At 71.7% G+C, this 21,257-nt stretch carries 19 protein-coding genes and 1 pseudogene; 15 read left to right on the top strand and 5 right to left on the bottom strand.

Annotation, left to right across the window (positions count from 1 at the left end; translation table 11 throughout):
- Window positions 1-30: 30 nt before the first annotated feature.
- The 4 genes from ACIQU3_RS02395 to ACIQU3_RS02380 all read left to right on the top strand — a co-directional run bounded on the left by ACIQU3_RS02395 (window position 31) and on the right by ACIQU3_RS02380 (window position 2,758).
- Entirely contained in the window at window positions 31-1,632 is a 1,602-nt protein-coding gene (locus tag ACIQU3_RS02395) for an acyl-CoA carboxylase subunit beta (protein WP_403923064.1), read from the top strand.
- Between the two features lie 25 nt (window positions 1,633-1,657).
- Entirely contained in the window at window positions 1,658-1,867 is a 210-nt protein-coding gene (locus ACIQU3_RS02390) for an acyl-CoA carboxylase epsilon subunit (RefSeq protein WP_366714133.1), read from the top strand.
- A gap of 109 nt (window positions 1,868-1,976) precedes the next feature.
- Window positions 1,977-2,105: a morphogenic membrane protein MmpB gene (gene mmpB / locus ACIQU3_RS02385; protein WP_366714134.1), complete on the top strand. Its 129-nt coding sequence runs from the start codon at window positions 1,977-1,979 to the stop codon at window positions 2,103-2,105.
- 32 nt (window positions 2,106-2,137) lie between these two features.
- Entirely contained in the window at window positions 2,138-2,758 is a 621-nt protein-coding gene (locus ACIQU3_RS02380) for a nucleoside triphosphate pyrophosphatase (RefSeq protein ID WP_403724878.1), read from the top strand.
- On the opposite strand, the gene ACIQU3_RS02375 is transcribed toward ACIQU3_RS02380, so the two are convergent.
- Window positions 2,727-3,203 (bottom strand): hypothetical protein, encoded by a 477-nt coding sequence (locus ACIQU3_RS02375; RefSeq protein ID WP_403923062.1) that lies wholly within the window; start codon window positions 3,201-3,203, stop codon window positions 2,727-2,729. The genes ACIQU3_RS02380 and ACIQU3_RS02375 overlap by 32 nt on opposite strands.
- A 337-nt stretch (window positions 3,204-3,540) precedes the next feature.
- Here ACIQU3_RS02375 and ACIQU3_RS02370 point away from each other — a divergent pair, with 337 nt between their 5' ends.
- Window positions 3,541-5,316: an acetyl/propionyl/methylcrotonyl-CoA carboxylase subunit alpha gene (locus tag ACIQU3_RS02370; RefSeq protein ID WP_403724870.1), complete on the top strand. Its 1,776-nt coding sequence runs from the start codon at window positions 3,541-3,543 to the stop codon at window positions 5,314-5,316.
- A gap of 466 nt (window positions 5,317-5,782) precedes the next feature.
- On the opposite strand, the gene ACIQU3_RS02365 is transcribed toward ACIQU3_RS02370, so the two are convergent.
- Together ACIQU3_RS02365 and ACIQU3_RS02360 are read right to left on the bottom strand one after the other, a co-directional pair.
- On the bottom strand, window positions 5,783-6,769 hold the full coding sequence (locus tag ACIQU3_RS02365; protein ID WP_403724868.1) for a DeoR/GlpR family DNA-binding transcription regulator: 987 nt from the start codon (window positions 6,767-6,769) through the stop codon (window positions 5,783-5,785).
- 165 nt (window positions 6,770-6,934) lie between these two features.
- Window positions 6,935-8,392, bottom strand: a pseudogene (locus ACIQU3_RS02360) (NAD(P)H-quinone dehydrogenase); the annotation flags it as partial.
- Between the two features lie 86 nt (window positions 8,393-8,478).
- On the opposite strand from ACIQU3_RS02360, the gene ACIQU3_RS02355 reads away from it, so the two are divergent.
- The 3 genes from ACIQU3_RS02355 to ACIQU3_RS02345 all read left to right on the top strand — a co-directional run bounded on the left by ACIQU3_RS02355 (window position 8,479) and on the right by ACIQU3_RS02345 (window position 11,827).
- Window positions 8,479-8,916, top strand: a complete 438-nt coding sequence (locus tag ACIQU3_RS02355; RefSeq protein ID WP_033311347.1) for a gamma-glutamylcyclotransferase — start codon at window positions 8,479-8,481, stop codon at window positions 8,914-8,916.
- 106 nt (window positions 8,917-9,022) lie between these two features.
- Window positions 9,023-9,847: a purine-nucleoside phosphorylase gene (locus ACIQU3_RS02350; RefSeq protein ID WP_031110318.1), complete on the top strand. Its 825-nt coding sequence runs from the start codon at window positions 9,023-9,025 to the stop codon at window positions 9,845-9,847.
- A gap of 342 nt (window positions 9,848-10,189) precedes the next feature.
- Window positions 10,190-11,827, top strand: a complete 1,638-nt coding sequence (locus tag ACIQU3_RS02345; protein WP_403724861.1) for a phospho-sugar mutase — start codon at window positions 10,190-10,192, stop codon at window positions 11,825-11,827.
- A 163-nt stretch (window positions 11,828-11,990) separates the two neighbouring features.
- On the opposite strand, the gene ACIQU3_RS02340 is transcribed toward ACIQU3_RS02345, so the two are convergent.
- Window positions 11,991-12,692: a PH domain-containing protein gene (locus ACIQU3_RS02340; protein ID WP_403923059.1), complete on the bottom strand. Its 702-nt coding sequence runs from the start codon at window positions 12,690-12,692 to the stop codon at window positions 11,991-11,993.
- Between the two features lie 123 nt (window positions 12,693-12,815).
- Here ACIQU3_RS02340 and deoC point away from each other — a divergent pair, with 123 nt between their 5' ends.
- The 4 genes from deoC (at window position 12,816) to ACIQU3_RS02320 (ending at window position 17,074) form a co-directional block, all read left to right on the top strand.
- Window positions 12,816-13,778 (top strand): deoxyribose-phosphate aldolase, encoded by a 963-nt coding sequence (deoC, locus tag ACIQU3_RS02335; protein ID WP_403923057.1) that lies wholly within the window; start codon window positions 12,816-12,818, stop codon window positions 13,776-13,778.
- 5 nt (window positions 13,779-13,783) lie between these two features.
- The gene (locus ACIQU3_RS02330) at window positions 13,784-15,241 is read left to right on the top strand and encodes an aldehyde dehydrogenase family protein (RefSeq protein WP_403923055.1); all 1,458 of its coding nucleotides are present in this window, start codon (window positions 13,784-13,786) and stop codon (window positions 15,239-15,241) included.
- Window positions 15,242-16,132: an aldehyde dehydrogenase family protein gene (locus ACIQU3_RS02325; RefSeq protein ID WP_403923053.1), complete on the top strand. Its 891-nt coding sequence runs from the start codon at window positions 15,242-15,244 to the stop codon at window positions 16,130-16,132.
- Window positions 16,133-16,438: 306 nt separating this feature from the next.
- Window positions 16,439-17,074 (top strand): uridine kinase, encoded by a 636-nt coding sequence (locus ACIQU3_RS02320; protein WP_403724848.1) that lies wholly within the window; start codon window positions 16,439-16,441, stop codon window positions 17,072-17,074.
- Between the two features lie 178 nt (window positions 17,075-17,252).
- Here the strand turns inward: ACIQU3_RS02320 and ACIQU3_RS02315 are convergent, their stop codons facing one another.
- Complete coding sequence (locus ACIQU3_RS02315; RefSeq protein WP_403724842.1) at window positions 17,253-18,008, bottom strand: SigE family RNA polymerase sigma factor; 756 nt, start codon at window positions 18,006-18,008, stop codon at window positions 17,253-17,255.
- A gap of 238 nt (window positions 18,009-18,246) precedes the next feature.
- Between ACIQU3_RS02315 and afsQ1 the strand changes: the two genes are divergently transcribed.
- From afsQ1 to ACIQU3_RS02300, 3 genes are read left to right on the top strand one after another with little or no spacing between them, the layout of a single operon-like run.
- Window positions 18,247-18,924 carry a two-component system response regulator AfsQ1 gene (gene afsQ1, locus ACIQU3_RS02310; protein ID WP_053675520.1) on the top strand — a complete coding sequence of 226 codons (678 nt, stop codon included), beginning with the start codon at window positions 18,247-18,249 and terminating at the stop codon, window positions 18,922-18,924.
- The gene (locus tag ACIQU3_RS02305) at window positions 18,921-20,525 is read left to right on the top strand and encodes an ATP-binding protein (protein ID WP_403724836.1); all 1,605 of its coding nucleotides are present in this window, start codon (window positions 18,921-18,923) and stop codon (window positions 20,523-20,525) included. Before afsQ1 ends, ACIQU3_RS02305 begins: the two co-directional genes overlap by 4 nt.
- Window positions 20,522-21,142 carry a hypothetical protein gene (locus ACIQU3_RS02300; RefSeq protein WP_403724833.1) on the top strand — a complete coding sequence of 207 codons (621 nt, stop codon included), beginning with the start codon at window positions 20,522-20,524 and terminating at the stop codon, window positions 21,140-21,142. The genes ACIQU3_RS02305 and ACIQU3_RS02300 overlap by 4 nt, the downstream gene beginning before the upstream one ends.
- Window positions 21,143-21,257: the final 115 nt, after the last annotated feature.

Genomic DNA, 21,257 nt, shown 5'->3' with positions numbered 1-21,257 from the left:
CCTTTTGAGCAGGCAGGGAGCCGCATCCCGATGTCCGAGCCGGAAGAGCAGCAGCCCGACATTCACACGACCGCGGGCAAGCTCGCGGATCTGAAGCGACGGATCGAGGAAGCGACACACGCCGGCTCCGCTCGTGCCGTCGAAAAGCAGCACGCCAAGGGCAAGCTGACGGCCCGTGAGCGGATCGAGCTCCTGCTCGACGAGGGTTCCTTCGTCGAGCTCGACGAGTTCGCCCGGCACCGCTCCACGAACTTCGGCCTCGACAAGAACCGCCCGTACGGTGACGGGGTCGTCACCGGGTACGGCACCGTCGACGGCCGCCCGGTCGCCGTTTTCTCGCAGGACTTCACCGTCTTCGGCGGTGCCCTCGGCGAGGTCTACGGCCAGAAGATCGTCAAGGTCATGGACTTCGCGCTGAAGACCGGCTGCCCGGTCATCGGCATCAACGACTCCGGCGGCGCCCGCATCCAGGAGGGCGTCGCCTCGCTCGGCGCCTACGGCGAGATCTTCCGCCGCAACACCCACGCCTCCGGCGTCATCCCGCAGATCAGCCTGGTCGTCGGGCCGTGCGCGGGCGGTGCGGTGTACTCCCCGGCCATCACCGACTTCACGGTCATGGTCGACCAGACCTCGCACATGTTCATCACCGGCCCCGACGTCATCAAGACCGTCACCGGCGAGGACGTCGGCTTCGAGGAGCTGGGCGGCGCCCGGACCCACAACGCGACCTCCGGCGTGGCCCACCACATGGCGGGCGACGAGAAGGACGCCATCGAGTACATCAAGCAGCTGCTGTCCTATCTGCCGTCCAACAACCTCTCCGAGGCACCGGTCTTCCCCGAGGAGGCCGACCTGGAGGTCAGCGACGAGGACCGCGAGCTGGACGTGATCGTCCCGGACAGCGCGAACCAGCCGTACGACATGCACGCGGTGATCGAGCACGTCCTGGACGACGCCGAGTTCTTCGAGACGCAGCCGCTGTACGCGCCGAACATCGTCACCGGCTTCGGCAGGGTCGAGGGCCACCCGGTCGGCATCATCGCCAACCAGCCGACGCAGCTCGCCGGGTGCCTGGACATCAAGGCCAGCGAGAAGGCCGCCCGCTTCGTGCGCACCTGCGACGCCTTCAACGTCCCGGTGATCACGTTCGTCGACGTCCCCGGCTTCCTGCCCGGCGTCGGCCAGGAGCACGACGGCATCATCCGCCGCGGCGCCAAGCTGATCTACGCCTACGCCGAGGCGACCGTCCCGCTGATCACGATCATCACCCGCAAGGCCTTCGGCGGCGCCTACGACGTCATGGGCTCCAAGCACCTGGGGGCCGACCTCAACCTCGCCTGGCCCACCGCCCAGATCGCCGTGATGGGCGCCCAGGGCGCGGTCAACATCCTGCACCGCCGCACGCTCGCGGAGGCCGAGGCGAACGGCGAGGATCTGGAGGCGGTCCGGGCCCGGCTGATCCAGGAGTACGAGGACGCCCTCCTCAACCCCTACGTCGCGGCCGAACGCGGTTACATCGACGCCGTGATCCTGCCGTCCGAGACCCGCCGGCAGGTCGTACGGGGTCTGCGTCAACTGCGTACGAAGCGGGAATCCCTGCCTCCGAAGAAGCACGGCAACATCCCCCTCTAGCCCGCAGCGAGCCCAGGAGGCCCACATGACGATCAAGGTCGTACGGGGCAACCCGACCCCGGAGGAGCTCGCCGCCGCCCTGGCGGTGGTCAGGGCCCGCGCCGCGGCGGCGGCAGCCGTCCCGCCCGGCGCGCCGACCTCCCGCGATTCCTGGTCCGACCCGTCCCGCATCGCGGCCCACCGCCTGCCCCAGCCGGGGCCGTCGGCCTGGGGCCGCACCTACTGGCCGGGCTAGAACTCCCGTCCCGAGGGCGCGGGGAGGCCCGCACAGTGCAACGACGCGGGGCGCCGATTTGAGTACCGCTACTCAGGCGCCCCGCTCTGCCAGGCCGCACGCTGGTGACATGCTGTGGTCCGACCCCGAGAACGAACCGCCCGAAGAACTGCGTGACATGCAGGACATGCTGCGGCGGCTGAGCGTTCTCCTGGCCCTGGCCATGGTGCTGGTGATGCTCGTGATCGGCGTGAGGTGAGACGCGCCGGGTGACGCCGATACGCTGAACGCATGACAGATCAGCCGCGCCGCCGACTCGTCCTCGCCTCCCAGTCCCCCGCCCGGCTCGGACTGCTCCGTCAGGCCGGTCTCACCCCCGAGGTGATCGTGAGCGGCGTCGACGAGGACGCCGTCACCGCCCCCACCCCCGCCGAGCTGGCGCTGGCCCTGGCCGAGGCGAAGGCCTCCGTCGTGGCGGCCCGGCCGGACGCCAAGGGCGCGCTCGTGATCGGCTGCGACTCGGTGCTCGACCTGGACGGCCAGGCCCTCGGCAAGCCGGCGGACGCCGAGGAGGCCACCGCCCGCTGGAAGTCGATGCGCGGCCGCGCCGGCACCCTCCAGACCGGCCACTGCGTCTACGACACGCTCACCGGCCGGTACGTCTCCGCCACCGCGTCCACGGTCGTCCACTTCGGGAACCCCACCGACGAGGAGATCGCCGCCTACGTGGCCTCCGGCGAACCCCTCTATGTCGCCGGGGCGTTCACCCTGGACGGCCGTTCGGCCCCGTTCATCGACGGCATCGACGGCGACCACGGCAACGTCATCGGCCTCAGCCTCCCGCTCCTGCGGCGGCTGCTGGCCGAGCTGGGCGTCGGCATCACGGAGTTGTGGGCGCCGGCGGAGCGCTGACCGGGGACCCGTCGCCGCTCTCCCCACCCCCGGGCGCGGCGACGGCGGGCTCCGCCGGACGGTCGTACGTCATCAGCAGCAGCACGATCAGGGCGAGCACCAGCACCATGAACAGGAACGCCGGCCAGCCGACGAGCCCCCAGGTGAGCGCGCCCAGCACGCCGTGCACGACCGCGGCGCTGATCAGCAGCACGCGCCCGAAGCCGGCCGGGGGCCGGTCCCGCAGCGCCACCAGCAGGGCGACCAGGCCGCACAGGGCGAAGTAGAGGCCGAAGGCGATCCCGCCGATCTTCGACGACACCGACATCATGTGCGGGTCCAGGCCGGCCAGCGACATGTCCTGCCGGTCGACGACGATGCCCAGGAACCAGTTGAGCGCCGCGACGCCGAACGCCTCCGCGAACAGCAGCACCGCCACGACCCACGCCACCGGCCTGCGTATCACCGGGCCCACCCTCTTCCCTCCGAAGACACCGTGAACGCTACTAACCGGTAAACCGGGGGACAAGGGTCCGGCAGCCGGCAAAGAATCATTGGGCCATTCGTAGGGACTCGACAAAGAAACAGAGTGGCCCGCAGCACGTGATGACAGAGACCTTGACCACAGGGGAGGGCTAGGGTTCTCCGAAGGAGTACTGCGTACCGCGGTGCGACAAGGGATTTCGCGGGTCGAGCGAGCCACGCATCACGCTCCGTGTGGGCAAGCTCACCACTGTGGACGGGTCGAAGTGTCGTGTCGGCTGTCCCTAAACTCGGCTTGTTTCAAGGAGGGAGCCTCAATCGTGCGCAAGGTGCTCATCGCCAACCGTGGCGAAATCGCTGTCCGCGTGGCCCGGGCCTGCCGGGATGCCGGTATCGCGAGCGTGGCCGTCTACGCCGACCCGGACCGGGACGCTCTGCATGTCCGCGCCGCGGATGAGGCGTTCGCCCTGGGCGGTGACACGCCGGGCACCAGCTACCTCGACATCGAGAAGGTGCTGGGCGCCGCCCGGGAGTCAGGTGCGGACGCCATCCACCCCGGCTACGGCTTCCTCTCCGAGAACGCCGAGTTCGCGCAGGCGGTCCTGGACGCGGGCCTGATCTGGATCGGCCCGCCCCCGCAGGCGATCCGCGACCTCGGCGACAAGGTCGCCGCCCGGCACATCGCGCAGCGCGCGGGTGCCCCGCTGGTGGCCGGCACGCCCGACCCGGTGTCCGGTGCCGACGAGGTCGTCGCGTTCGCCGAGGAGCACGGCCTGCCGATCGCCATCAAGGCCGCCTTCGGCGGTGGCGGTCGTGGTCTGAAGGTCGCCCGCACCCTCGAAGAGGTGCCGGAGCTGTACGACTCGGCGGTCCGTGAGGCCGTCGCAGCCTTCGGCCGGGGCGAGTGCTTCGTCGAGCGCTACCTGGACAAGCCGCGGCACGTGGAGACCCAGTGCCTGGCCGACCAGCACGGCAACGTGGTCGTCGTCTCCACCCGTGACTGCTCGCTGCAGCGCCGCCACCAGAAGCTCGTGGAGGAGGCCCCCGCGCCGTTCCTCTCCGACGCGCAGATGGAGGAGCTGTACTCCGCCTCCAAGGCGATCCTCAAGGAGGCCGGCTACGTCGGCGCCGGCACGGTCGAGTTCCTCGTGGGCCTCGACGGCACGATCTCCTTCCTCGAGGTCAACACCCGTCTCCAGGTGGAGCACCCGGTCACCGAGGAGGTCGCCGGCATCGACCTCGTGCGGGAGATGTTCCGCATCGCCGACGGCGAGGAGCTCGGATACGGCGACCCGGAGCTGCGCGGTCACTCGTTCGAGTTCCGTATCAACGGCGAGGACCCGGGCCGCAACTTCCTCCCGGCCCCCGGGACGGTCACGGCGTTCGCGCCGCCGTCCGGCCCGGGTGTCCGTCTGGACGCGGGCGTGGAGTCCGGCTCGGTCATCGGCCCGGCGTGGGACTCCCTGCTGGCCAAGCTGATCGTCACCGGCCGCACCCGCAAGGAGGCGCTGCAGCGTGCCGCCCGTGCACTGGAGGAGTTCCAGGTCGAGGGCATGGCGACGGCGATCCCGTTCCATCGTGCCGTGGTGAGGGACCCGGCGTTCGCGCCGGAGCTCACGGACTCGTCCGACCCGTTCACGGTGCACACGCGGTGGATCGAGACGGAGTTCGTCAACGAGATCAAGCCGTTCGCGGCGCCGGCGGACGGCGCGGACGCGGACGAGGAGCCGGGCCGCGAGACGGTCGTCGTCGAGGTCGGCGGCAAGCGCCTCGAGGTCTCCCTGCCGTCGTCGCTGGGCATGTCCCTGGCCCGTACGGGTCTCGCGGCGGGCGCCAAGCCGAAGCGCCGCGCGGCGAAGAAGTCGGGTCCGGTGGCGTCCGGTGACACCCTCGCGTCCCCGATGCAGGGCACCATCGTCAAGGTCGCCGTCGAGGAGGGCCAGGAGGTCAAGGAGGGCGACCTGGTCGTCGTCCTTGAGGCCATGAAGATGGAACAGCCGCTGAACGCGCACCGCTCGGGCACGATCAAGGGCCTGAGCGCGGAGATCGGCGCGTCGGTGACGTCGGGCGCGGCCATCTGCGAGATCAAGGACTGACGTCCCCCTGGCGCGGCGCCTGTTCCCCCTGGCGCGGTGCCTGTCCCCGTGGGGTCAGGGCCGCGCCGGGTGGGTGAACGAGCGCCCATCCGGCGCGGCCCTGAGCGGGTGGACCAGCGCCTGCGTGCCGTCCTGGGTCGGGGCCGCGCCGGGGGGTGTCCGTCCTCGGAACGGCGCGATGAGGTCGGACGCCGACTGACTCCCCGTTGACGCGCCAACCGCTGCGGGTGGACACCCCCCGACACGACCCCTTACGTACGACGGCGGGTGCGGGAGCGTCGTGGCTCGCCGCCCAGCTGCGGGCACGCGCCGCCCAGTTGCGGGCAGGCGTGCCGCTAGGGGCGGCACGGGTGGGCGCAGCGGAACCCCGCTACGCCGGGCTGCGGACCCACCCGGCCTCAGCACCAGCGCCGGGTGCGCGACACGCGGACAGCGACGAAACTCCCCGCCGGAGGTGCCGTCGGCGTCAACGCCGCCGTAGATCAGCCACCCGAGCCCGCTCCGCCCCCGGCCCCTGCTCACCCAGCATCGAGGCGGAGGCGGACCTCAACTGCCCCCCGGCCCCCGGCACCTGCCGTCGAGGCCCGGGCACCGGCACGTCCCGCCGCTGCTGACGCGCCGGGACGGAATCACCCCCCGGGCCTCCCGCTCCCGGCCCGGCGGCACCCCCCTGCCCCCCGGCCACGGCGATCTGCACGCCCTGGTCGGCGAGTGCCTGGAGTTCCGTGGCCGCACGGTCGTCATGGGCGGGTGGCTCGTCCGTGACGAGGCGCGTGATGAGATCCGTCGGCACGGTCTGGAACATGGTGTCGGTGCCGAGCTTGGTGTGGTCGGCGAGCACCACCACCTCCGCCGCGGCCTGCACCAACGCCCGGTCGACGGACGCCGACAGCATGTTGGACGTGGACAGCCCGCGTTCGGCGGTCAGCCCGGCCCCGGACAGGAACGCGCGCGACACCCGCAGCCCGTGCAGGGACTGCTCCGCGCCGCTCCCGACCAGCGCGTAGTTCGAACCGCGGAGCGTACCGCCGGTCATCACGACCTCGACCCGGTTGGCATGGGCCAGCGCCTGGGCGACGAGGAGTGAGTTGGTGACGACGGTGAGACCCGGCACCCGGGCGAGCCGGCGGGCCAGCTCCTGGGTGGTCGTACCCGCCCCGACCACGATCGCCTCGCCCTCTTCCACGAAGTTCGCGGCGAGGTCGGCGATGGCGGTCTTCTCGGCGGTCGCGAGATGAGACTTCTGCGGAAAGCCGGACTCCCGCGTGAAACCGCCCGGCAGTACCGCACCGCCGTGCCGGCGGTCGAGGAGTCCTTCTGCCTCCAGCGCGCGCACGTCCCGCCGTACGGTCACTTCGGAGGTCTGGACGACGCGGGCGAGCTCACGGAGCGACACGGCCCCGTTCGCTCGCACCATTTCGAGGATCAATTGGCGACGTTCTGCAGCGAACACGAAACTGACAGTAACGCCAGCGACCGTCTGCTTTCAGCAGTTTGCGCTGAATAGCAGAAGATGTTCGCAGCAGGCAGCGGGAAGTGGTATAGGGCCTAGTCCCGCCGCCTATGCCGTACGAATGGTCGAACACTCCCCGTGACCAGGGAGGAGTCGAATTCGGCCTCAGCCCTCGGCCGTCTCCTTGCGGTTGTGCAACTGCCGTGCCACCTCGGCGATCGAGCCCGACAGGGAGGGGTAGACCGTGAAGGCGTTCGCGATCTGCTCGACGGTCAGATTGTTGTCGACCGCGATCGAGATGGGGTGGATCAGTTCCGAGGCGCGCGGCGACACGACGACACCGCCGACCACGATCCCCGTGCCCGGACGGCAGAAGATCTTGACGAAGCCGTCGCGGATGCCCTGCATCTTCGCGCGCGGGTTGCGCAGCAGCGGCAGCTTCACGACCCGTGCGTCGATCTTCCCGGCGTCGACGTCGGCCTGGGTGTAGCCGACGGTCGCGATCTCCGGGTCGGTGAAGACGTTCGAGGAGACCGTCTTCAGGTTCAGCGGGGCCACCGCGTCGCCCAGGAAGTGGTACATGGCGATACGACCCTGCATGGCGGCCACGGACGCGAGGGCGAACACACCGGTCACGTCACCGGCCGCGTACACGCCGGGAGCGGTCGTACGGGACACCTTGTCGGTCCAGATGTGGCCGGACTCGCGCAGCCTGACGCCGGCCTCCTCCAGCCCCATCCCCGCGCTGTTGGGCACGGCGCCGACGGCCATGAGGCAGTGCGAGCCGGTGATGACACGCCCGTCGGCGAGCGTCACCTCGACCCGGTCCCCCACCCGCTTGGCGGACTGCGCGCGGGAGCGCCCCATGACGTTCATGCCGCGCCGCCGGAAGACGTCCTCCAGCACGGCCGCCGCGTCCGGGTCCTCACCGGGCAGCACGCGGTCCCGCGACGACACGAGCGTCACGCGGGACCCCAGCGCCTGGTAGGCACCGGCGAACTCGGCACCGGTCACGCCGGATCCGACCACGATCAGTTCCTCGGGGAGCTCGTCGAGGTCGTACACCTGGGTCCAGTTCAGGATCCGCTCGCCGTCCGGCTGGGCGTCGGGCAGCTCGCGCGGATGTCCACCGGTCGCGATGAGCACGGCGTCCGCCGTCAGGGTCTCCTCGCTGCCGTCGGCGGCGCGCACCACCACCTTGCGCGACCCGTCGAGCGCCTGCATGCCCTCCAGCCGCCCGCGCCCGCGCATGACACGCGCCCCGGCACGCGTCACGGAGGCCGCGATGTCGTGCGACTGGGCGAGCGCGAGCCGCTTCACACGCCGGTTGACCTTGCCGAGGTCGACACCGACGACGCGCGCGGGCGTGTCGATGTGCGGGGTGTCGTCGGCGACGATGATCCCCAGCGCCTCGTACGAGGAGTCGAAGGTGGTCATCACCTCGGCCGTGGCGATCAGGGTCTTCGACGGTACGCAGTCGGTGAGCACCGACGCCCCGCCCAGACCGTCGGAGTCGACGACGGTCACCTCCGCGCCGAGTTGAGCGGCCACCAGCGCCGCTTCGTATCCGCCGGGTCCGCCACCGATGATCACGATCCGAGTCACGTACTCCATTGTCCCGCACGCAACAACGTGGCACCGCCCGGGGGCCCGCCCGTGCGCCTGTCGTTACACGAGTGACGCCGGACCACCTGCCGTACCCTTCCCCCATGTCGCTCTACGCCGCGTACGCCGGCAACCTCGACGCGCGGCTGATGTCCCGCCGCGCCCCGCACTCGCCGCTGCGCGCCACCGGCTGGCTGAACGGATGGCGACTGACCTTCGGCGGGGAGCACATGGGCTGGGAGGGCGCCCTGCCGACGATCGTGGAGGACCCGCTCTCGCAGGTCTTCGTCTCCCTCTACGACATCGCCCCCATGGACGAGGAGTCGCTCGACCGCTGGGAGGGCGTGGGCCTCGACATCTACCGCCGTACGCGCGTACGGGTGCACACCCTCGACGGTGAGGACACCGCCTGGGCCTTCGCCCTGAACGCCTACGAGGGCGGCCTGCCCTCCGCCCGCTACCTGGGCGAGATCGCCGACGCGGCGGAGTCGGCCGGCGCTCCCCACGACTACGTGATGGAGCTCCGCAAGCGCCCCTGCTGACGTCGGTCCGCCCGAGGCCTCTCGTCGGAAACGACAAGACAACGATCGCCACCCCGTGAGCTCCGCCATCTACGCGCGTAGGCTTTCACCGGCTACCCTCGTCGGCGTGAACGCATCTCTTCTTCCGGACGACATCCAGGGCGACCCCCACGCGGCCGCCGACGCCGCCGCGGCCCGCCTGCGCGAACTGACGGGCGCCGAGACCCACGACGTCGCCCTCGTGATGGGCTCCGGCTGGGCCCCGGCCGTGGACGCCCTGGGCGCCCCCGAGGCCGAGTTCCAGGTCACCGAGCTCCCCGGTTTCCCGCCCCCGGCGGTGGAGGGCCACGGCGGCAAGATCCGCTCATACCGGATCGGCAACAAGCGCGCCCTGGTCTTCCTGGGCCGTACGCACTACTACGAGGGCCGCGGGGTGGCCGCGGTCGCCCACGGCGTCCGCACCGCGGTCTCGGCCGGCTGCAAGACGGTCGTCCTCACCAACGGCTGCGGCGGCCTGCGCGAGGGCATGCGCCCCGGCCAGCCTGTCCTCATCAGCGACCACATCAACCTCACCGCCACCTCCCCCATCATCGGCGCGAACTTCGTCGACCTCACCGACCTGTACTCCCCGCGCCTGCGGGCCCTGTGCAAGGAGGTCGACGCCACGCTGGAGGAGGGCGTCTACGCCCAGTTCCCCGGCCCGCACTACGAGACCCCGGCCGAGATCCGCATGGCCCGGGTCATCGGTGCGGACCTGGTGGGCATGTCGACGGTCCTCGAGGCGATCGCCGCGCGCGAGGCGGGTGCGGAGGTCCTCGGCATCTCCCTCGTCACCAACCTGGCGGCGGGCATGACGGGCGAGCCCCTGAACCACGAGGAAGTCCTTCAGGCGGGCCGCGACTCCGCGACGCGCATGGGTTCCCTCCTCGCGCAGGTACTCGGCCGCCTCTGAGAGAGGCCCGGGAGGCGTTCCGGCGGCTGCGTCGCGCAGCCCCCCTGGGGTTGCAGCCCCGGCCGCCCGCACGGCCACGGGGACGCTCCCGCACCCGCGTACGGCGAGAAGGGGACGTGCCGGGGGTGTCCGCCCGCAGCGGTTGGCGCGTCAACGGGAAGTCGGTCGGTACCCGACCCCGTCGCGCCGTTCCGAGGACGGACACCCCCCGGCGCAGCCCCGGCCCACCTCCACCGCGAAGGCGAAGCACACGCGCACCCCCACCGGCGTGAAGGCAAGCCCCCGCCCCACCGCCGGAGGCACCCGCACCGATCAGAGACAAGCGAGAGGCTGACCCCGACCGTGCACGACGAACTCATCGCACAGGCCCAGGCGTGGCTCACCGAGGACCCCGACCCGGAGACCCGCACCGAGCTCGCCCGCCTGATCGACACCAAGGACCACGCCGAACTCGCCGCCCGGTTCAGCGGCACCCTCCAGTTCGGCACCGCCGGCCTCCGCGGCGAACTCGGCGCCGGCCCCATGCGCATGAACCGCTCGGTCGTCATCCGCGCCGCCGCCGGCCTCGCCGCGTACCTCAGGAAGCAGGGCCACGGCGACGGCCTCGTCGTCATCGGCTACGACGCCCGCCACAAGTCCCTCGACTTCGCCCAGGACACCGCCGCCGTCATGATCGGCGCGGGCCTGCGCGCGGCCGTCCTCCCCCGCCCCCTCCCGACCCCCGTGCTCGCCTTCGCGATAAGGCACCTCGGCGCGGTCGCGGGCGTGGAGGTCACCGCCAGCCACAACCCGCCCCGCGACAACGGCTACAAGGTGTACCTCGGCGACGGCTCGCAGATCGTCCCCCCGGCGGACATCGACATCGCGGCGGAGATCGCAGCCGTCCCGTCCCTCACCACCGTCCGGCGCCCCACCGAAGGCTGGGACGTCCTCGACGACAGCGTCCTGGACGCCTACCTCGCCCGCACGGACGCCGTCCTGGCCGAGGGTTCCCCCCGCACTGCCCGCACCGTGTACACGGCGATGCACGGCGTCGGCAAGGACGTCCTCCTGGCCGCCTTCGCCCGCGCCGGCTTCCCGGAGCCGGTCCTCGTCGCGGAGCAGGCGGAACCCGACCCGGAGTTCCCGACCGTCGCGTTCCCCAACCCGGAGGAACCCGGTGCGATGGACCTGGCCTTCGCGACCGCACGCGCCGGCGAAACCGCCCCGGACCTGATCATCGCCAACGACCCGGACGCGGACCGCTGCGCCGTCGCCGTACGGGACGGCGGCGACTGGCGCATGCTGCGCGGTGACGAGGTCGGCGCGCTGCTCGCCGCGCACCTGGTCCGCCGTGGGGCGACGGGCACCTTCGCGGAGTCGATCGTCTCCTCGTCCCTCCTCGGCCGGATCGCCGGGAAGGCGGGCCTCCCCCATGTCGAGACCCTCACGGGCTTCAAGTGGATCGCCCGCGCCGAGGGTCTGCGCTTCGGCTACGAGGAGGCTCTCGGCTACTGCGTGGACCCCGACGGCGTGCGCGACAAGGACGGCATCACGGCCGCGCTGCTGATCACGGAACTGGCCTCCGGACTCAAGGAGGAGGGCCGCACGCTCCTCGACCTGCTGGACGACCTGGCGGTGGAGCACGGCCTGCACGCGACGGACCAGCTCTCGGTGCGCGTCGAGGACCTGTCCCTCATCGCCGCCGCGATGCGCCGCCTGCGCGAACAGCCCCCGACGGAGCTGGCCGGCCTGCCGATCACCCGTACCGACGACCTCACCAAGGGCACGGCCGAACTCCCGCCCACGGACGGTCTGCGGTACACCCTCGACGGCGCCCGCGTGATCGTCCGCCCGAGCGGTACGGAGCCGAAGCTGAAGTGCTACCTGGAGGTGGTGATCCCGGTCGGGTCGCACGACGATCTCCCGGCGGCCCGGGCGAAGGCGACGGCACTGCTGGAGTCGATCAAGCGCGACCTGTCGACGGCTGCGGGCATCTGAGGCGAAGGAGCACCCCCCACCACCCGGCCCCGCCGACGAACCGGGACCCCTTCCGGGCGGAGGCGGTCATCACACCGAGCGGAGCCGCCGGCACACCCGGCCGGGGCCGGGGCAGCACTCGCGCGGGCGGCCCCGCCGGCACACCCGGCGGGCCGCTGCCCCCTCAGCCCACCGCCACCAGAATCAGCACCAGGACGGCCCCCGCCACCGCAGGTGCCAGCACCTCGTAGGCCCACCGCACGGTGACCTCGCCCTGCGCCGGCTCCGCCCGGTGCCGCGCCTCGTGCAGCCCGCGCAGCTCGTCCATGATCCGGTCGGTCTCGGCCCGCACGGGCCCCTCGGAGACGGAGTCCCCGCCGAGGCCGCCGAGACCGGCCCGCATCCCGAGCGCACTGCCGCGGCCCTCGTCCCGGCCCATCGCCCGACGGGCCTGCGCCGTCGCCCGCGTCTCGCGCCGCGCGGCCTTCTTGCGGGCCCGCAGCGACACGGGCACGGCCCACAGCTGGTACTTCGCACCGGCCTCGGTGAGGACCTCGTTGGAGTAGGAGGAGCGCAGCGAGGCGACCTGCCCCCAGGGCACGACGACGAGCCGGAAGGGGTTGCGGATCCGCAGCCGGTCGTCGCCCGCGTACACGGCGGGCCGCAGGGTGAAGGCGACGACCAGCGGCACGACGAGGAGCAGCACGGCGAGCGCGAGCCACGGCGTGCGTCCCTCCCCGGAGAGGACCGCGTCGATGCCGAGCCACCCGGCGATGGCGAGCAGCAGCACACCACCGGCGATGGCCGGGACCGACCGGTACACCCGGTCCTTGGACTCGGGATCCGAGGGCTGCGGTGCCGGTGACTGGGGTTCGGGGCTGGTCATGTCTAGATTCTGCCGGACCCTTCCGCCGGCCCTTCATCCGCCCGAGGAGTATCCGCGGATCCGCTTCGGAAGGACCGGGGGCTGTACAGCCGCTACGCGCGTAGATATGCTCGTCTGGTGACCATGCCCAGTTCTGCACTCACCGCAGCTCACCCCCTCAAGGACGTCGCCGCGTCCGACAGCTCGCTGCGCCGCTTCCTCCACGGGCTCCCCGGCGTCGACGCGGTCGGACTCGAGGGCCGTGCGGCCTCCCTCGGCACCCGTTCGATCAAGACGACCGCGAAGGCGTACGCCATCGACCTCGCCATCTCGATGGTCGATCTGACGACGCTGGAAGGCGCGGACACCCCGGGCAAGGTCCGGGCGCTCGGCGCGAAGGCGGTCAAGCCGGACCCGACCGACCGTACGACGCCCGCCACGGCGGCGGTCTGCGTCTACCCCGACATGGTGGCCGTGGCCAAGGAGGCCGTCGCCGGCTCCGGCGTGAAGGTCGCCTCGGTGGCCACGGCGTTCCCGGCCGGACGCGCGGCGCTCGACGTCAAGCTGGCCGACGTGCGTGACGCCGTCGCCGCCGGCGCGGACGAGATCGACATGGTCATCGACCGCGGGGCGTTCCTCGCGGGTCGATACTTGAAGGTGTACGACGAGATCACCGCCGTGAAGGAGGCCTGCGGCACCTCGGCGCGCCTGAAGGTCATCTTCGAGACCGGCGAGCTCTCGACGTACGACAACATCCGCCGCGCGAGCTGGCTCGGCATGCTGGCGGGCGCGGACTTCATCAAGACCTCCACCGGAAAGGTCGCGGTCAACGCGACCCCGGCGAACACGCTGCTCATGCTGGAGGCGGTGCGCGACTTCCGGGCGCAGACCGGCATCCAGGTCGGCGTGAAGCCGGCCGGCGGCATCCGCACCTCCAAGGACGCCGTCAAGTTCCTCGTGCTGGTCAACGAGACCGCGGGCGAGGACTGGCTGGACAACCACTGGTTCCGCTTCGGCGCCTCCTCGCTGCTGAACGACCTGCTGATGCAGCGGCAGAAGCTGGCCACCGGCCGCTACTCCGGTCCCGACTACGTGACGGTGGACTGATCACCATGGCTTCCGTATTCGAATACGCCCCGGCTCCCGAGTCGCGCGCGATCGCCGACATCGCTCCCTCCTACGGCCTGTTCATCGACGGCGAGTTCGTCGAAGCGGCGGACGGCAGGGTCTTCAAGACCGTCTCCCCGTCGACCGAGGAGGTTCTCTCCGAGATCGCCCAGGCCGGTTCGGAGGACGTCGACCGCGCGGTGAAGGCCGCGCGCAAGGCGTTCGAGAAGTGGTCGGCGCTGCCCGGCTCGGAGCGCGCGAAGTACCTGTTCCGCATCGCGCGGATCATCCAGGAGCGTTCGCGCGAGCTCGCCGTCCTCGAAACCCTCGACAACGGCAAGCCGATCAAGGAGACCCGCGACGCGGACCTCCCCCTGGTCGCCGCGCACTTCTTCTACTACGCGGGCTGGGCCGACAAGCTCGGCCACGCCGGCTTCGGCGCGAACCCGAGGCCCCTGGGCGTCGCCGGCCAGGTCATCCCCTGGAACTTCCCGCTGCTGATGCTGGCATGGAAGATCGCCCCGGCGCTCGCGACGGGCAACACGGTCGTCCTGAAGCCGGCCGAGACGACCCCCCTGTCCGCCCTGTTCTTCGCGGACATCTGCCGTCAGGCGGGCCTGCCCAAGGGCGTCGTCAACATCCTCCCGGGCTACGGCGACGCCGGCGCGGCGCTGGTCGCCCACCCGGACGTGAACAAGGTGGCCTTCACCGGCTCCACGGCCGTCGGCAAGGAGATCGCCCGCACGGTCGCCGGGACCAAGAAGAAGGTCACGCTCGAACTGGGCGGCAAGGGCGCGAACATCGTCTTCGACGACGCCCCCATCGACCAGGCCGTCGAGGGCATCGTCAACGGCATCTTCTTCAACCAGGGCCAGGTCTGCTGCGCGGGCTCCCGCCTGCTGGTGCAGGAATCGATCCAGGAGGAGCTCCTGGAGTCGCTGAAGCGCCGCCTGTCCACGCTGCGCCTCGGCGACCCGCTGGACAAGAACACGGACATCGGCGCGATCAACTCCGAGGAGCAGCTCACCCGCATCACCTCGCTCGTCGAGCAGGGCGAGGCGGAGGGCGCCGAGCGCTGGTCACCGGCGTGCGAGCTGCCGGAGAGCGGCTACTGGTTCGCCCCGACGCTGTTCACGAACGTCACCCAGGCGCACCGGATCGCCCGCGACGAGATCTTCGGGCCGGTGCTGTCGGTGCTGACGTTCCGCACGCCGGACGAGGCGGTCGCCAAGGCCAACAACACGCCGTACGGCCTGTCCGCCGGCATCTGGACGGAGAAGGGCTCGCGCATCCTGGCGGTCGCGAACAAGCTCCGCGCGGGTGTCGTCTGGTCCAACACGTTCAACAAGTTCGACCCGACGTCGCCGTTCGGCGGCTACAAGGAGTCGGGCTTCGGCCGCGAGGGCGGCCGCCACGGCCTGGAGGCGTACCTCGCCCCGTCGAGCCCGGAGGGCGAGCGTTAAATGAATGCAGTTGATCGGCTCAGCGTCCTGAAGACCTACAAGCTGTACGTCGGCGGGAAGTTCCCGCGTTCCGAGAGCGGCCGGGTGTACGAGGTGACGGACTCGAAGGGCAAGTGGCTGGCGAACGCACCGCTGTCCTCCCGCAAGGACGCCCGGGACGCGGTCGTCGCGGCGCGCAAGGCGTTCGGCGGCTGGTCCGGGGCGACGGCCTACAACCGGGGCCAGGTCCTCTACCGCGTCGCCGAGATGCTGGAGGGCCGCCGCGACCAGTTCACCCGTGAGGTGGCCGACGCGGAGGGCCTGTCGAAGTCCAAGGCGGCCGCGGTCGTGGACGCCACCATCGACCGCTGGGTCTGGTACGCGGGCTGGACCGACAAGATCGCCCAGGTGGTCGGCGGCGGCAACCCGGTCGCGGGCCCGTTCTTCAACCTGTCCTCCCCCGAACCGACCGGCGTGGTCGCGGTGCTGGCGCCGCAGGAGTCGTCGTTCCTGGGCCTGGTGTCGGTGCTGGCCCCGGTGATCGCGACGGGCAACACGGCGGTCGTGGTGGCGAGCGAGAGGGCACCGCTTCCCGCCCTGTCCCTGGCCGAGGTACTGGCCACCTCGGACGTCCCGGGCGGCGTGGTCAACGTCCTGTCGGGCCGCACGGCGGAGATCGCGACCCCGCTGGCGTCCCACCAGGACGTCAACGCGATCGACCTCGCGGGCGCCGACGAGGTGCTGGCGAAGGAGCTGGAGATCGCCGCCGCCGACAACCTCAAGCGCGTGCTGCGTCCACAGCCTGTGGATTACGCGGAGACGCCCGGGATCGACCGTCTGACGGCGTTCCTGGAGACCAAGACGGTCTGGCACCCCACGGGATCACTGGGCGCGTCGGGCTCCTCGTACTAGCCGTCCCGGCCGCCGCACAGCCGAAGCCCCGGCCCGCCTCCGTCCGGGAGGGCCGGGGCTTCTCCGTGGCGTGTGCGGGGCCACCGCTGCGACAGCGTCCCGGCCGCCTCCCGGCCACCGGGACGCTCGCCATCGACCGGGCCTGCGCGAGCGGCTGCTCGGGGCAGTCCTGACGGGCCTTGGGCGCCACCCACCGATGCGCTGGGTAATCGTGTGCGAACTGAGGGTGGTTGAGGTGTGATGCGCGCATCAAAGCCGACCCGCGGGGTCGTACGGCCCCCACCGGATGCCTCACACTGGTGTCCCGTGAGTTCCCCATCGCCCATACCGACGCGAGTCGTGCTGCTCTGCGGCCCTTCCGGCTCCGGCAAGTCCCTCCTCGCGGCCCGCTCCGGCCTTCCGGTGCTGCGGCTCGACGACTTCTACAAGGAGGGTGACGACCCGACACTGCCCCTGGTGGCGGAGAGCTCCGACATCGACTGGGACCACCCGGACTCGTGGGACGCGGACGCCGCCGTCGCCGCGATCGCCGGTCTGTGCCGCACGGGCCGTACGGAAGTCCCCGTCTACGACATCTCGCTCAGCGCCCGTACGGGTGGTGAGACGGTCGACATCGGACGGACCCCGCTGTTCATCGCGGAGGGCATCTTCGCCGCGGAGATCGTCACGCGCTGCCGCGAACTCGGCGTCCTGGCCGACGCGCTGTGCCTGAGCCGGGGGCCGGTGAAGACGTTCCGCCGCCGCTTCCTGCGGGACCTCAAGGAGGGCCGCAAGTCGGTGCCGTTCCTGCTGCGCCGCGGCTGGCGCCTGATGCGGCTGGAGCGCACGATCGTCGCCCGTCAGACGGCGCTGGGCGCGTACGCCTGCGACCGCGACGAGGCGATGGGGCGCCTGGCGGCAGCGGCGGCCGGCCGGTGCGAGAGCCTGCGCACGGCCGCCTGACCGGTCAGGCGGCCCCTCCGGGCACAAGGAAAGCGGGACTGGACGGACCCCCCGGCCCTCCAGTCCCGCTTCCGTACTCCCCCGTTGTCCTCCCCCGAGTCCCCACTCTCCCGCGTTGACGCCCCCAGCGTCCCCTCGGTTCCCCCGTGGGCCCCCTTGTGGTGCTCCCCCCCGACCTTCAGGCGACGAGCTCGCCGAAGGCGTCCTCCTCGTCACGGCCGAAGCTGAGGACCTCGTCCTCGCGCAGCCGGCGGAGCGACCGCCAGATGCTGGACTTCACCGTGCCGACACTGATGTCGAGGATGTCCGCGATCTCCGGGTCCGTGCGGCCCTCGTAGTAGCGCAGGACCAGCATGGTGCGCTGGAGTTCGGGCAGCCGGGCCAGCGCCTGCCACAGGACCGCGCGCAGCTCGGTGCCGCGCATCGCGTCCGTGTCGCCGGGCGTCTCCGGCAGTTCCTCGGTCGGGTACTCGTTGAGCTTGCGGCGCCGCCAGGCACTGATGTGCAGGTTGGTCATGGTGCGGCGGAGGTACCCGCCGACCGCAGCCTTGTCGCTGATCCGGTCCCACGCCCGGTAGGTCGAGAACAGCGCGCTCTGCAGCAGGTCCTCGGCCTCGAAGCGGTCGCCGGTCAGGTGGTAGGCGGTTGCGTACAGGGAGGCGCGACGCTCCTGGACGTAGGCGGTGAACTCCGCCTCCGTCAGCGAGCGGCGCTCCCCCGAGCCCTCCCCGTACGCGGCTCCCCCGTGAGCCGCCCCCGTCCCCTTGTTCTCCCCCGTGTGTGCGTCGACCACCGTCATGAACCCGGTGTGCTGACGCCCGGCACCGTGAGCGCACCCCCGCATGCTCACCGCACCGGACTTCTCGGAACCCCGCTTCACGTCGTGCAGACGCGTGACAACTGCGCTGGTGCTGATGCCGTGCAGCGTGTTCATCTCGCGCCCCCCGTCGTGGACTTCCGATGTGCGGCCCGCCGGTTGGGCGGGCTTCCTTGCCTGTGCCGAAAAGCTTGCCGCGGCACTTTCATGGCCGTGTCCGCCGACTGTCACAGACCTGTCACAGGGGTCGGCCACAGGTCGTCCACAGGTCGTCCACACGCGGCGGCGGTACCGGTCGGGACCGACTGGGCCCCACCGGTCGTACCCCGGCCCCTCCATGGGCCAGAATGAGCGCGTGCCTTCCCTGTTGCTGATCGAGGACGACGACGCCATCCGGACGGCCCTGGAGCTCTCACTGACGCGCCAGGGCCACCGCGTGGCGACCGCTGCCAGCGGTGAGGACGGTCTGAAGCTGCTCCGCGAGCAGCGGCCGGATCTGATCGTGCTGGACGTGATGCTGCCCGGCATCGACGGGTTCGAGGTGTGCCGGCGCATCCGGCGCACGGACCAGTTGCCGATCATCCTGCTGACCGCGCGCAGCGACGACATCGACGTGGTGGTCGGGCTGGAGTCCGGCGCCGACGACTATGTGGTCAAACCGGTGCAGGGGCGGGTGCTGGACGCCCGGATCCGGGCCGTGCTGCGGCGCGGCGAGCGGGAGTCGAACGACGCGGCGAGCTTCGGCAGCCTCGTCATCGACCGCTCGGCGATGACCGTGACGAAGAACGGCGAGGACCTCCAGCTCACGCCGACCGAGCTGCGGCTGCTGCTGGAGCTGAGCCGCCGGCCGGGCCAGGCGCTGTCCCGGCAGCAACTGCTGCGGCTGGTGTGGGAGCACGACTACCTGGGCGACTCGCGTCTCGTGGACGCGTGTGTCCAGCGGCTGCGCGCCAAGGTCGAGGACGTGCCGTCGTCCCCGACGCTGATCCGTACCGTGCGGGGTGTCGGCTACCGGCTGGACGCGCCTCAGTGACACAGGCGCACCAAGGGGGGGCCCGCGGCTGGACCGGGGCGCGCAAGGGAGCTCTGTCGCGGCTGCGCTTCACGAGTCTGCGGCTGCGGCTGGTCGTCGTGTTCGGTCTGGTGGCCCTGACGGCCGCCGTGTCCGCGTCCGCCATCGCGTACTGGCTCAACCGCGAGGCCGTGCTCACCCGCACCCAGGACGCCGTGCTGCGCGACTTCGAGCAGGAGATGCAGAACCGGGCGGGCGCGCTGCCCGAGCGTCCGACCCAGGACGAGCTGCAGCACACCGCGGGCCAGATGGCCGGCAGCGACCAGCGTTTCAGCGTGCTGCTGGTCGGCCGCGACGCCGAGGGCAGGACCGTCTACGGCAGCTCCGGCGGGCTGAACGGCTTCTCGCTGCGTGACGTGCCGAAGTCGCTGCGCACGGCGGTGAACAGGACACAAGCGGTCGACGAGGCCAACAAGTACCCCCACCACCTGTACTGGCAGCGGATAGTCGACCACGACACCCCGTACCTGGTGGCCGGGACGCGGGTGATCGGCGGCGGCCCGACCGGTTACATGCTCAAGTCGCTGGAGCCGGAGGCCAAGGACCTCAATTCGCTGGCCTGGTCGCTGGGCATCGCGACGGGGCTGGCGCTGATCGGCTCGGCACTGCTGGCGCAGGCCGCGGCGACGACCGTGCTGAAGCCGGTGCAGCGGCTCGGGACGGCCGCGCGGCGGCTCGGCGAGGGCAGGCTGGACACCCGGCTCAGGGTGTCCGGGACCGATGAACTCGCCGATCTGTCCCGGACGTTCAACAACGCGGCGGAGGCGCTGGAGAAGCGGGTCGCCGAGATGGCCGCGCGGGACGAGGCGTCCCGGCGGTTCGTCGCGGACATGAGCCATGAGCTGCGGACGCCGCTCACCGCGATCACCGCCGTGACGGAGGTGCTGGAGGAGGAGCTGGAGGCGGAGACCGGGAGCATGGACCCGATGATCGAGCCCGCCGTCCGGCTGGTCGTCAGCGAGACGCGGCGGCTGAACGACCTGGTGGAGAACCTGATGGAGGTCACCCGCTTCGACGCGGGCACCGCCCGGCTGGTCCTGGACGACGTCGACATCGCCGACCAGATCACCGCCTGCATCGACGCCCGCGCCTGGCTGGACGCGGTCGAGCTGGACGCCGAGCGCGGCCTGCACGCCCGCCTGGATCCGCGTCGCCTGGACGTCATCCTGGCCAACCTCATCGGCAACGCGCTCAAGCACGGCGGCTCGCCGGTGCGGGTGTCCGTGCGGGAGGCGGACGACTCGATCGTCATCGAGGTGCAGGACCACGGGCCCGGCATCCCGGAGGACGTCCTGCCGCACGTGTTCGACCGCTTCTACAAGGCCAGCGCCTCACGGCCGCGGTCCGAGGGCAGCGGCCTGGGACTGTCCATCGCGCTGGAGAACGCCCACATCCACGGCGGCGAGATCACCGCGGCCAACTCGCCCGACTCGGGCGCGGTGTTCACCCTGCGGCTCCCGCGCGGCACGTCGCCCGCGGAGGAGCAGCCCGCCGAGGACGAGCTGCGGCCCGGGAGCGGTGGCGACCGGCCCCGGGACGAGGACGCGAAGGGGGACGCATGAGGACCGCGCGTGGGGCGGCCGTGTCCCGGCTGCTCGCCGTTCCGGCGCTCGCCGTGCTGCTGGCCGGCTGCGGGATCCGGGCCACGGAGGTGCCGACGAACTTCGGGCCGGCGCCGTCGCGGGTGCAGTGCTCCCTCTCCGAGGCGGACGTCTCCGCCCGGGCCGCGCGGGGGCTGCCGGTGCAGGTGTTCCTGCTGTGCGGGTCCTCGCTGGTGACGGTCGACCGGACCGTGCGGGTGCCGGACGGCGCGGCCGACTCCGAGCGGCGCATGCTCGTCGCGCAGGGTCTGCTGGACCAGCTCGCCGCACCGCCGTCGACCGCCGAGAAGGAAGCCGGGTACAGCACGGACGTCCGCGGCGGCATCACGGTCGGCGAGCCGCGCCCCGGCGACCCGGACGACACGCTGCGGCTGAGCACGGCTCCGGCCGGCCTCACCTCGTACGCCCTCGCGCAGATCGTGTGCACCTTCTCCGACTCGGCGGCGGCCGAGGGCGACGGTTCGGTGGTGCTGGGCGGCCCCGGTGCCGAGAGCCCGCGCCGCTACGAGTGCACCGACGAGGTGCGGGCCCGGCCGGGCAGCACGGAGCCACCGTCCAAGGACGTGGCCGGGGAGTGACCCGACCGGGGCGGTGGCTCATGGCCGTGGCCGGGGAGTGACCCGACCGGGGCGGTGGCTCATGGCCGTGGCCGGGGAGTGGGCGGACCGGTGCTGTGGCGCATGCCTCACGGGG

It is taken from the genome of Streptomyces sp. NPDC101110 (assembly GCF_044759525.1).
GTDB lineage: Bacteria > Actinomycetota > Actinomycetes > Streptomycetales > Streptomycetaceae > Streptomyces.
The sequence above is the reverse complement of the archived record's forward strand: the minus strand, read 5'-3'. Positions and strand labels throughout refer to the sequence as shown.

Bases quoted from the DNA above. Each gene is read 5' to 3' on its own strand.
- ACIQU3_RS02390 (WP_366714133.1), top strand. From the start codon at position 1,658: ATGACGATCAAGGTCGTACGGGGCAACCCGACCCCGGAGGAGCTCGCC.
- ACIQU3_RS02340 (WP_403923059.1), bottom strand. From the start codon at position 12,692: ATGACCAGCCCCGAACCCCAGTCACCGGCACCGCAGCCCTCGGATCCC.
- ACIQU3_RS02380 (WP_403724878.1), top strand. From the start codon at position 2,138: ATGACAGATCAGCCGCGCCGCCGACTCGTCCTCGCCTCCCAGTCCCCC.
- mmpB (WP_366714134.1), top strand. From the start codon at position 1,977: ATGCTGTGGTCCGACCCCGAGAACGAACCGCCCGAAGAACTGCGTGAC.
- deoC (WP_403923057.1), top strand. From the start codon at position 12,816: ATGCCCAGTTCTGCACTCACCGCAGCTCACCCCCTCAAGGACGTCGCC.
- ACIQU3_RS02355 (WP_033311347.1), top strand. From the start codon at position 8,479: ATGTCGCTCTACGCCGCGTACGCCGGCAACCTCGACGCGCGGCTGATG.
- ACIQU3_RS02315 (WP_403724842.1), bottom strand. From the start codon at position 18,008: ATGAACACGCTGCACGGCATCAGCACCAGCGCAGTTGTCACGCGTCTG.
- ACIQU3_RS02395 (WP_403923064.1), top strand. From the start codon at position 31: ATGTCCGAGCCGGAAGAGCAGCAGCCCGACATTCACACGACCGCGGGC.
- ACIQU3_RS02330 (WP_403923055.1), top strand. From the start codon at position 13,784: ATGGCTTCCGTATTCGAATACGCCCCGGCTCCCGAGTCGCGCGCGATC.
- ACIQU3_RS02300 (WP_403724833.1), top strand. From the start codon at position 20,522: ATGAGGACCGCGCGTGGGGCGGCCGTGTCCCGGCTGCTCGCCGTTCCG.
- ACIQU3_RS02325 (WP_403923053.1), top strand. From the start codon at position 15,242: ATGAATGCAGTTGATCGGCTCAGCGTCCTGAAGACCTACAAGCTGTAC.